General features: G+C 72.1%; 9 protein-coding genes, 1 pseudogene and 1 riboswitch. Of the genes and pseudogenes, 6 read left to right on the plus strand and 4 right to left on the minus strand.

What is annotated here, in order from left to right; all coding sequences use genetic code 11:
* Together ACOJTC_RS32730 and ACOJTC_RS32735 are read left to right on the plus strand one after the other, a co-directional pair.
* The coding region (locus ACOJTC_RS32730) for a hypothetical protein (protein WP_420119775.1) at positions 1 to 943 on the plus strand (943 nt) is incomplete at its 5' end.
* A complete protein-coding gene (locus ACOJTC_RS32735) occupies positions 940 to 1,698 on the plus strand; it encodes a hypothetical protein (protein WP_420119776.1) in 759 nt (252 codons plus the stop codon). The genes ACOJTC_RS32730 and ACOJTC_RS32735, both read left to right, overlap by 4 nt.
* A 76-nt stretch (positions 1,699 to 1,774) precedes the next feature.
* On the opposite strand, the gene ACOJTC_RS32740 is transcribed toward ACOJTC_RS32735, so the two are convergent.
* Positions 1,775 to 2,716 carry a phosphotransferase gene (locus ACOJTC_RS32740; RefSeq protein WP_420119777.1) on the minus strand — a complete coding sequence of 314 codons (942 nt, stop codon included), beginning with the start codon at positions 2,714 to 2,716 and terminating at the stop codon, positions 1,775 to 1,777.
* 99 nt (positions 2,717 to 2,815) lie between these two features.
* Positions 2,816 to 3,015, plus strand: a riboswitch (cobalamin riboswitch).
* A 36-nt stretch (positions 3,016 to 3,051) separates the two neighbouring features.
* Between ACOJTC_RS32740 and bluB the strand changes: the two genes are divergently transcribed.
* Both bluB and ACOJTC_RS32750 read left to right on the plus strand, forming a co-directional pair.
* Positions 3,052 to 3,696: a 5,6-dimethylbenzimidazole synthase gene (gene bluB / locus ACOJTC_RS32745; protein ID WP_420119778.1), complete on the plus strand. Its 645-nt coding sequence runs from the start codon at positions 3,052 to 3,054 to the stop codon at positions 3,694 to 3,696.
* A gap of 73 nt (positions 3,697 to 3,769) precedes the next feature.
* Positions 3,770 to 4,252, plus strand: coding sequence for a hypothetical protein (locus ACOJTC_RS32750; RefSeq protein ID WP_420119779.1), 483 nt, complete (start codon positions 3,770 to 3,772; stop codon positions 4,250 to 4,252).
* On the opposite strand, the gene ACOJTC_RS32755 is transcribed toward ACOJTC_RS32750, so the two are convergent.
* Positions 4,239 to 4,538, minus strand: coding sequence for a GNAT family N-acetyltransferase (locus tag ACOJTC_RS32755; protein ID WP_420119780.1), 300 nt, complete (start codon positions 4,536 to 4,538; stop codon positions 4,239 to 4,241). The two genes, ACOJTC_RS32750 and ACOJTC_RS32755, sit on opposite strands and share 14 nt — an antisense overlap.
* A gap of 250 nt (positions 4,539 to 4,788) precedes the next feature.
* Between ACOJTC_RS32755 and ACOJTC_RS32760 the strand changes: the two genes are divergently transcribed.
* Complete coding sequence (locus ACOJTC_RS32760) at positions 4,789 to 6,753, plus strand: hypothetical protein (protein ID WP_420119781.1); 1,965 nt, start codon at positions 4,789 to 4,791, stop codon at positions 6,751 to 6,753.
* 31 nt (positions 6,754 to 6,784) lie between these two features.
* Here ACOJTC_RS32760 and ACOJTC_RS32765 read toward each other — a convergent pair whose 3' ends face one another.
* A complete protein-coding gene (locus ACOJTC_RS32765; protein ID WP_420119782.1) occupies positions 6,785 to 9,415 on the minus strand; it encodes a tetratricopeptide repeat protein in 2,631 nt (876 codons plus the stop codon).
* A 150-nt stretch (positions 9,416 to 9,565) separates the two neighbouring features.
* On the opposite strand from ACOJTC_RS32765, the gene ACOJTC_RS32770 reads away from it, so the two are divergent.
* The gene (locus ACOJTC_RS32770; protein ID WP_420119783.1) at positions 9,566 to 10,006 is read left to right on the plus strand and encodes a hypothetical protein; all 441 of its coding nucleotides are present in this window, start codon (positions 9,566 to 9,568) and stop codon (positions 10,004 to 10,006) included.
* 140 nt (positions 10,007 to 10,146) lie between these two features.
* Here the strand turns inward: ACOJTC_RS32770 and ACOJTC_RS32775 are convergent.
* Positions 10,147 to 10,537, minus strand: a pseudogene (locus tag ACOJTC_RS32775) (hypothetical protein); the annotation flags it as partial.

Consider the following 10,537-nt stretch of genomic DNA (forward strand, 5'->3'; position numbering starts at 1 on the left):
GGCGGGCGCGCTGGGGCTGCTACGCTGCCCCGCCGAGACGCTGGAGCTACTGGTCGAGGCCGGGCTGCCGGTCACCGGCGCGGGCGACGAACGGCGATTCTGCCACTACGACCTCATCAATCTGGGTCTCTACTCGGGCACCGGGAACAGCCTGCCGGAGATCGGCTGGGAGTTCGCGTTCCGGTTCTCCCTGAAGCCCGCCGCCACCTGGACGGAACCGAGATCCTGGCGGATGACCGCGACGCTGCGGTGTCCGGACGGCGGATGCGGCACCGACCCCGGCTGGCTGCTGCACCGACCGGTTCCGGAGCTGACCGGTGGCGCGGCCTCCGGCTGGACCAGCGCCGCCGGGCCGGTGACCGTGACCGACGACGAGGTGCGGCTGCCGGCCGTACCCGATCTGGTCGCCGTCGAACTGGACCTGGTCACCGCGGGCCGGGCGGACCGGATCGTCTCCCCCCGGCTGGCCCGGCTCTTCGCCGGCATCCGGCACGGCGGGCCGCGTTTCCAGATGCTGCCGTCGAGTTGGCAGGTCGACCCGGACGACACCCTCGCCAACGGGGTGGTCAACTGCGTCTCCGCCAGCCTGTATCTCGAACGGGAGTGCCGGGCGATGGGGTACGAGGCGTACGCCCGAGGGGGTTGGCTGATCGGCATGATGGACCTCGACCACGCCTGGCTGGAGGTGCGCGACGACGACGGCCGGATCAAGGCGGTGGACCCGGTGATGGCGCTGCTGGCCCGGCTGCTTCCCGGCGACCGGACCGCCTTCGAGGAGTTCTGCATCGGCTCCAGCCTCAACCGGGTGTTGCCCTGCGCGTGCCGGGCGGAGGGTCCGATGGCGGTACACCACTGCGGGGGCCAAACCCGTCCGCTCACGGTGGGCACCACCATCAAACCGCTGCGGCCCGGCCGACCCCGGGCTGATGGACCACTGCCGTGACCGTCGGGTCCAGGGTGTACCGCACGGGCACCGAGGCCCGCTATCCGGCCATCACCCAACGGGGCACCCTGAAACCGACCCAGCTGGTGCACCTCCTCGACGAGGTCTCCGCCGGCTGGTGGCGAGAGACGGCCGGACTCGACCGCTGGTCCTACTTCGAACGGCACCGGGTCCGCGCCGTGGTGCGGTACGTGCAGGCGTACACCCCGCCGGTGCGGGTGCTGCCCGGAGCGCCGCTCGACGCCGAACTGGCCGTCACCCTCGGCGTCGACCGGCGTGGCTGGTACGGCGGGCACGACGAGCTGACCCTGCGCGACGCCGACGGCACCGTGGTGGCGGTGTGGACCAGCCGGTGGACCTGGTTGGACGCCGGCGCCGGGGCACGACCCACACCGCGCACCGAGGCGCCCCCGGGCTTCGGCGGCGACTCGCCGCTGCTGCCGGAGCTGCCGCGACGACCCCGCAGCGGCGGAACCGAGACGGCGGCTTTCACCTTCAGCGACCGGGAGACGGATCTGAACGACCACGTCTTCTTCGCGTGCTACCTGGAGCGCGGCGAGAACGCGCTGGCCGACGCGGGGGTGCCGGCCGGCCGCACCGACACCAGCCGGTGCTGGTACCTGCGACCGGCGCAGGCCGGTCAGTCGATCACACCGGCGGTCACCGAGACCGCCCATGGGCACGTCGTCGAGCTGCGCTTCGGCGCGGGCGGCTTCCCGGCGGCGGTCTGCGAGTACGCCAGCATCGAGCGGTGACCGACCCGAGCCGGGGGAGGCCGGTCGGGATCGGACCGATGTCAGCCGCTCACCGCCGCCGGGATCGCCGCCGCGCTCACTCGCGGAACGCCTCGGTCGCGGCGGTCCGCCGGTTCCACATCGCGGCGGCCACCGGATCGCCCCAGCGCACGCAGAAGTCACGACACCGCAGGCACATCCGGACCATGGCCGCCTGCCGCTCGCCCCAGCCCGGACGCTCGCCGTAGCCGGTGAAGAGGTGATCGAGGTGATCGACCGCCAGGGGATGGTGCATCCGTACGATCCACTCGGTCCACGCGAGGTCCTCGACCGCCGGGCCGAGATGGCACAGCTCCCAGTCGATGACCGCCAGCACCTCGTCGACCGCCTCGTTCACCAGGATGTTCTGCGGGCCGAAGTCGCCGTGCACGATCACCTCGCCGGTGCCGGGAAGACCCGGCACCGTCGCGGGGTCGACGTCGGACAGCCGTCGCCGGGCCTGGCCGCACAGCCGCAGGACTGCAGCGGCGTGACCACCGTCCAGGGCGTCCTGCGCATGCCAACCGGCGACCTCCGCGACGGCAAGCTCGCCGTCGGGGGCCGCCCGGACCTCCGGGACGGGAAAGCTGCCGGCCAGCCCGGACAGTGCGGCCCGCTCGACCGTGAAGCGCTGTCCGGCATCGGGCCCCAGGTAGGACTTGCGCACCGTGCCGGCCACCCGGCTGGTCGCGTTGGTGTATCCGTGCGGCAGCCTCAGCTCCTCGTCGCCGGCCGTCTCGGTCATGCCGTTCTCCCTCTCCGTCGTTCGACGCGCCCGGACCGGACGGACCTCGCCGGCACCGGCTCGTACGGTCGCCGCGCCGCCGTCGCGGACCACGACATCACGTCCCGAAGCCACGGTCTCGAACACCGTGTCGCTGCGCAACGGGTCCGGCACCTCGACCCCGACGTGCTCCTCCCGCCGCACGGGAGTCCAGCGACCGAAGCGCGCCTCGTCGTAGGCCTGGCAGCCGGCCACCTCGGCGAGGACGTCGCACACCCCGGCGTCCCCGTGGACGCCGGAACACGGGGACCCGCTGCGTGTGCTGTCGGGTCGGGCCGTGGCCGGCCGGCGTCGGTGGTGCGGGTTAGCATCGGCGACGGCATGATCGTGCGAGGTGCCCCGCGCATGCGGGGAGAATCGGGAAGCCGGTGTGATTCCGGCACGGGCCCGCCGCGGTGACCGGGGAGCGACCGTCCAGGCGCGAGGAGCGCAGCCACTGGCCCAAGGGCTGGGAAGGCGGACGGGTAGGCGTTGATCCGGGAGTCCGAAGACCGGCCTCGCGTCGAGCGCCCACCCGTCGGGGGTGGGCCGAGCGCAGCGGGAGCCTGCCTGTGGAACTCTACGACGCCATCCACCGCCGCCGGGACGTCCGGGCCGAGTTCACCGGGGAGCCGGTGCCGGCCGACACCCTGCACCGGATTCTCGACGCCGCGCACGCCGCGCCCAGCGTCGGCAACTCGCAGCCGTGGGATTTCGTCCTGGTCCGGGACCCGGCCGTCCGTCGCCGGTTCCATCGGCACGTGCAGGCCGAGCGGGCGACGTTCGCCGCCACTCTGGACGGTGCGGCGGCCGAGCGGTTCGCGCGTATCAAGATCGACGGGGTGCTGGAGTCGACGCTGTCGGTGGTCGTCACCTACGACCCGCAGCGCGGCGGCCCGGCGGTGCTCGGGCGGCACGCCATCGCCGACGCGGGCCTCTACTCGGTCTGCCTGGCCATCCAGAACCTCTGGCTCGCCGCCACCGCCGAAGGGCTGGGCGTCGGGTGGGTGTCCTTCTACCGGGAGCCGTTCCTGGCCGAGCTGCTGGGTGTGCCGGCCGGAATCCGGCCGGTGGCCTGGCTCTGCGTCGGGCCGGTCACCCACCTGGAGGCCGTGCCCGATCTGGAGCGGCACGGGTGGCGGCGGCGCAGGCCCCTCACCGAGGCGATCCACCACGACCGGTGGCTACGGCGGGGGACCGACCAACCGAACAGCTAATTCGGGTACGTCGATGCGACAGCTAGGCTGGCGTCGCACTGAGTCATCGCTCGGCTACGTTGGGAGGAGTTTCATGCGTACCACCGTCAAGGTGTTGGCGGCGTCCGCGCTCGCCGCCCTGAGCCTCGCCGCCGCCGGCGCCACGCCGGCTCTCGCCGCCGCCCCGGCTCCCTTCTGCGAGTCCGGCGCGTCGCAGTTCTACTGCGACGCCAGCAGCACCGGCACGACGACCTGGAGCATCACCTGGTACTCCGGCAGTGTCGGCACCTTCACGACCGCCGGGCCGACTCTCTTCGCCACCTGCCCGGCCAGCAACCTCGGCCACCCCGTGCGGGCCAGCTACAGCTACGTCGACGGCGGCACCACCCAGTACAGCGGCACCACCCAGTTCATCTGCCGCAGCGGCTCCTGGCAGTCGGGCCGTCCCGCGACCGGCGTCCGCGCGGGTGACGCGCGTCCGCCGGACGGGCTCTGGTGTGACCACCACCCGGGCGTCGACGCCGGACTTTCCGGGACCACCGGCACCGACGACCGGACGCCGGTCACGTCGTGGTGATGGCCGCAGCTCGTGAGTAGCTGTACAGGATGTATCCCCGGTAGACGGCGGCGTGGAACAGGTAATGCGCGATGCCCACCATCTCACCGTCGCGCCGTGCGCAGATGCCCCGGATCTGTTCGCCGTCCACCAGGCGCTGCCACGTGCGTTCGTAGCCCTCGTCGTCGACCTCGGTCGCGGGTCGATCCGGCCGGCCCGCCCAGTGCGCGGGGAAACGCCGGGTCAAACCCTCCCACTCTTCGCGGTCACGTCCAGTCAACGAGTCGATGCTCACCACGGCCGCCATCCTCGCATCACCTCCCGCACTGCGGAGGGCGTCGGACGCGGTGTCCGGCGGACCGGACGCCACCTCGGTGCACCAACACTGCCGGGTGGGCAGGTATGGGTTTGTATGGGGATCCCCCGCACGGCCCGACGTCACGCGACGCTCGTCGGCGAGGCCCGCCCCGAGGGCGGGCGCCGAGCTATTCCACCTGCGGTGGGAGGGAACGATGATGAGATTGCTACCGCGAGAACACCGGTCACCATCCGGGCTGGTGGGCATCACGATCGCGGCGGTCCTGCTGGGGATGGGGGTACAAGCCAGCGGGGAGGGGAGGCCCCCGGCCGCCCAGGGGGATCTTCAGGACTGGCATTCGACGATGGTGAAGGTGCCGCGGCCGTCGGCGCAGGGGTGCTTCACCGCAGCCTATCCCGAACTGGTGTGGCAGAAGACCGGGTGCGTGGCCCCGCCCTCGGCTCCGATGGCCCCGAACCTCGAACAGGCTCCCCGGCGGGACGTCGGGGGCGGGATCGGGATCGTGACGGGAAGGCCGACGGGTGCCGGTCCGATCACCCGCGCGTCCGGCAGTTTCGAGAAGGTCAACCAGCAGAACCTGAGCGTGACCAGCGTCCCGACCGACGGGCCGACCATGCCGGGCAGCTACTCGTTCCAGCTCAACACCAACCACCTCCGGGTCCAGGAGTGCAACGGTTCACCGACCGCCGGCCTGTGCCGGGGCTGGAAGCAGTTCGTGTTCGCCAACGACGGCACCAGGGGCGGCAATCCCAACCCGGATCCCAGCCCCAGCCGCCTCTACGTCGAGTACTGGCTGCTGCACTACAACCCGGACCCGGGCCAGCCGTGCCCACCGGGGTGGACCGAGGCACCGGACGACTCAGAGACCCACTGCTCGCGCAAGACCGACGCGATCCAGCTGCCCTACCTGCCGATCCAGAGCATGGCGAAGCCGGCCCTGCGACTGGACGGCTCGGTCGCGAAGACGGCCGATGGGCAGGAGACCGACACCGTCACCTTCAACGACGGGTCGGGGCGGATCTACTCGTCCACGGGAGCGGGCATCCTCCACGCTCTGCCACCGGATCCCCAGGAACCCGCCTCGGAGTGGACGCAGGTCGAGTTCAACGTGTTCGGCTACGGCCACGGCTCAACGGCGAAGTTCAATCCCGAGGCGAGCTTCAACGTCCGCACGACCGTCGAGGACGGCAGCCCGGTCAGGCCCGACTGTCAGAACTTCGGCTTCAGCAGTGAGCGGAACAACCTCAACTTCGGCCCCCCGGGTCCGGTCCCGTCGAGCCCGGCGCCGGCCGTCGTCATCAACGAGTCGGTCCAGGGTCCGGCGGCGGCGTCGGCCTGTCGCATCGCCGCGGTCATCGGCGACACCCACCAGTACACGTTCGGCGGTCTGTTCTACGACTTCCAGGCCACGGGCGACTTCGTCGAGGCCCAGGCCGGTTCGACGTTCGAGGTGCAGACCCGCAAGGCGCCCGGTGGCTCGACCTGGCCCAACACCTCGGTCAACCGGTCGGTCGCGCTGAGGATGGGCAACGCGAGGCTGGCACTGTGCGACGGGACACGGCTGGTGGTGAACGGCACCACCACCAGCCTGCCGACCGGCGGGTCACTGCTGCTGCCCAACGGGGTGGCGATCGACCGCGTCAACAACGTGTACACGTTCAAGGACCCGTCGGGTAACAGCGTCCGCGCCACCGCCAACACGGGGTACCTCGACCTGGGCATCGGCGTCGGACCCGGGGCGCCGACGGTGCGCGGCCTCCTGGGCAACCCCGATGACGATCCGCACTACCTCGAGGTCAAGGGCAGCGGCGCCCTGCGCGTGCCGCTCTCCCATGCCGACCTCTACGACAGGTTCGGCAACAGTTGGCGGGTCAGCCCTTCCGCCACCCTGCTGCAACCCTGCACCGCCGTCGCCGTGGGTAACCCGACGGCACCGTTCTACGCCGGCAACCTCAACCAGAACACCAGGCTGTGGGCGCAGGAGCTCTGCCGCACCCGGCAGGTCGCCACGCTGTGGCTGGACACGTGCGCCCTGGACGTCGGCGTGCTCGGCGCGTCCGCCGCCATCGTCTACGTCGGACTGCAACGACCGGACGTCGACGCCAATCCCGTGCAGCCACCGGTCTGCATACCCGGCACCACCCATCCGACCTGCCCCACCCCGACGTGTTCCCCGGCGGGATGTCGACGGGCCGGCGGGTGACCCCAGCCGCCACGCGTGCGGTCTCCGGAGATCAGGGCAGCTCCGGGGACCGCACGGTCAGCTCCGGGGGACCTGCGTCGTCGAGGGCGGCGAGGCAGGCGCGGATCTGGTCGGCTTCGGGGGTGCCGAGGTCCGTGTAGATGGTCAGGGCCTGCCGGTAGTGGTCGCGGGCCCGATCGTGCCGGTCGAGGGCGCGGTGGGCGCCGGCGAGCCCGGCCTGGGCACGGGCCCGCTGGTCCCGGGCGCCGATCTCGGCGGCGATGGTGTGGGCGGCAGTGTGGTGGGTGAGCGCGTCGGTGGCGTGGCCGGCGGCGAGGGTGGCCTCGCCGAGCCCGTTGAGCGCCCACGCCGCGCCGTGCCTGTCCCCGGTCGTCTGCAGGATCGTCAGGGCCTGCCGATGATGTCGGGCGGCCTCGGTGGCCTGTCCGAGGTGGCGGTGGAGGGTGCCGAGCCCGTCCAGGGCCCAGGCCTCGCCGTTGCGGTGACCGGCCTGACGGAACAGGACGAGCGCCCGGTCCAGGTTCTCCGCAGCCGCCCCGTACCGCCCCGACCGGGTGTCGACCTCCGCGAGGTTGGCCAGCGACACCGCCTCACCGGCGTGGTCTCCGCTCCGTCGGTACAGGGCGAGTGCCTGTCGGAGGTGCCGGGCGGCTCTGCGGTAGTGGCCCAGGCGCTGTTCGACGTCACCGAGGTTGCTCAACGCGCGGGCCTGGCCGGTCTGGTCGCCGGCCCGCAGGTGCGCGGTCCGGGCCTGCGCGAAGTGGGCGGCGGCCCTGCGGTAGTGGCCGAGCCGCTGTTCGGCGACGCCCAGGTTGGTGTGGGTCCGGGCCTGCCCGAACCCGTGTCCGGTCTGGCCGAACAGGTGCAGGGCCGTGGTGAGGTGCTCGACGGCGGACTCGTACCGGGCGACCCAGAGATAGGCGACGCCGAGATCGGTCAGGGCGTGGGCCTGTTCGGTGACGTCGCCGGTGTGCCGGGCCGCGTGGTGCGCGTGCTGGTGGACGGTGACGGCGTCGCTGCCGTGACCGCCGGCGAAGTAGCGGTACAGGATGCGCGAGAGGCGCGTCGTGTGGCCGGGCCAGCCGTGGCCGGCGGTGTGGGCCGCGACGGTGACCAGGGTGGGCCGTTCGATGTCGAGCCAGGCCAGAGCGCTGTCCGGGTTGGCCAGGTCGGGGGCGGGTGTGCCGGTCGGCGGAACGTGGGGACGAAGGTGCGCCTGGGCGGGGTGCAGGGCGTTCATCGCGGTGGCCGCCGTGGCGAGATAGTGGTCGAAAAGGCGGGTGAGGGCTTCCCGACGGTCGGCGGGACGTACCTCGTCGTGTGCGCGGGTGACGGCGAAGGCCCGGACGAGGTCGTGCAACGTGTAGCGGCCCGAGGCGGACTGCTGGAGGAGATGGTCGCGGCACAGGTGGTCCAGGTGCTTACGGGTGGTGTCCAGGCCGGTGCCGGTCAGGGCGGCGGCAGCGTAGGCGTCACTGTCCTGCCCGGGGTGCAGCGCCAGCAGCCGCAGCAGCCGTCGCTGGTCGGTGGGCAGATGGTGGTAGGAGAGGTCGAGGGCGAGTTCGACGCCGGTTTCCAGGCGTCGCTGGAGGTGGCGTTCGTCGAGCCGGTCGGCGTGGTCGGTGAGGGTCCAGCCGGGGGTGGCCCGCATGTGTCCGGCGGTCAGGTCGAGAGCCAGGGGGAGATGGCCGCATCGTCGGGTGATACGCGCCGCCGCGTCCGGGTCGTCACCCCTGGGGATCCGGCCGACGACCCGGGCGAGATAGTCGACGGCCTCGTCCTCGGTGAACACGTCGACCACCAGGCGCGTGGCCGGCCGCAGGTCGGACAGGATCCGCCGGCTGGTGATCAGGGTGAGACAGTCGGGAACCTCGGGGAGGAGCGGCCGGACCTGGTCGACGTCGGCAGCATTGTCCAGCACGATCAGGGTACGGGTGCCGGTGAGCCGGTCGCGGTAGGCCGCCGTGCGGGCGGACAGGTCGTGGGGGATCTGGTGGGCCGGTACGCCGAGCAGCCGCAGGAACCCGTCCAGGACGGCGGCCGGGTCCGCGGGAGGCCGGGCGGGGTCGGGGAAGAACCCGCGCAGATTGACGAAGAGCGTCCGGTCGAAGCGGGACTCCCGGATCAGGAGGTGCCCGGCGTGGACGGCGAGCTGGGTTTTGCCGACCCCGGCCATGCCCTCGATCGCCGCGACCGCCATCGCCCCGGTGGTGTGTCGGTGGTGGCCGAGGGTGTGCCGGAGCTGGTCGAGTTCGCTGGCGCGACCGGTGAACCCGGCGAGGTCGGGCGGCAACCGGTCCTGGACCCGTACCACGGTGGCGGCCTGGGCCTCCCCGCCGAGCACCCGGAGCGCCTGACGCCACTGGTGCACGTATCCCTCGTCCGGGTGCAGGGCCCGCACGATCGCGGTGACGAGGTCGGCGTTCAGTCGTCGCCGGCCGGGCTTGAAACAGTCCACGACCGTGGGACGTTTGGTCCACTCGCCGGCAGGGCGGCCGGCGGCCCGCCAGGCGTGGTTGACCTGGTTGGTGATCCGTTCGTAGGACGGGCTTCCGGCCCAGAGCTTCAGGGACCTCAGCGCCGCGGTGAGCTCGTCGAGTGTGCGGGCCCGACCCGGGTCCGGCAGCAGGGCGGACGCGCCGTCCGCTCGGGTAGCGGTCATCGGTCGATCTCAAGCATTCATAGATGTGCGCGGATGTAGCTCATCGTATCGGAAAGGGCGCTTCCCGTGTCTCTGGCCGGTGGTGCCGGTCGTGTGCGGCGGGTGGTAGTTTTCGCTCCCGCGTGAGCAGTGTCGAGAAAGGACGTCCGGGTGACTGACGACCACTCCTGGGTCGGGCCCACCGCCGAGGTGCCACGACGATGGCATCGATGGGTCATCCCGTCGGTGGCGGCCCTCGCGGTGCTCGCCCTGGGTGGCGGCGCGGTGGCGTACTGGCAGCTCGCTGACCGGGGGGACGAGGATCCGGGGGTGACGGCCTGCCGGTCGGCCGGGTTCGTGGTGCGGGCCGGGGAGGGCGAGGTCGCCCCTGACGACGAGGTGCAGCGGGTGGGGGAGTTGTTCCAACGCTCCGCGCACGAGGATATGCGGTCTGCCGGGGTCTTCGCGGTGGGCATGGTGCAGCGGGTGCAACGGGCGCAGGATCCGCGCGATGCGCCGGAGGCGGTGAAGCTACGGCAGGGCAACCTGGCCGCCGCAGTCCCCAGGTTGATCGCTGCCTGTGCTCAACACCAGGTCACCGTCAAGGGGTAGCCGTGGATGTGGGCGTGACTGCGGCCAGCAGCCCGGTCGCAGCGACGCCCGACCGATGAGCGGCACCCGGGCGGAGTCGGGTCGGTGACCGGCGTGCGGCCGTGCGGTGGGGCCGTCCACCGGTGCCGCTCGCGCCGGTCTCACCCCTGCGAAGCACCCTGACCGTTCGGCAGCCCTTCCAGTTCGGCCCGCAGCGTCGCGAGTGCGGCGTCGATGATGTCGCCGAGCCGGCGACCGTCGTCGGTTTCGAGCCATGCGGCGACGGACACGTACATCAGGGTTCCCGCTGTCTCGGCGAGCAGGTCGGCCCGGAGCGGGTCGAGGCCGCGGGCGCGGAAGCCGTCCCGCATCACCTGGGCCAGCATCGCGCGCTTGTGCTGGTCGCGTTCGCCCAGCCCCGGGTCGGACGCCACGATGGCGCGCCGCTGCCTCAGGTCATCCTTGCGACCTTCGAATTTCGTCTCGGCGAGCGTGCGTAGGCCCGCGACGATGAACGCCAGCGGTTCGTCGGCGGGCGCCGTGTCCATGAGC

Origin of the sequence: Micromonospora sp., from assembly GCF_048594385.1 — a bacterium.
In the GTDB taxonomy this organism is placed as follows: domain Bacteria; phylum Actinomycetota; class Actinomycetes; order Mycobacteriales; family Micromonosporaceae; genus Micromonospora; species Micromonospora wenchangensis.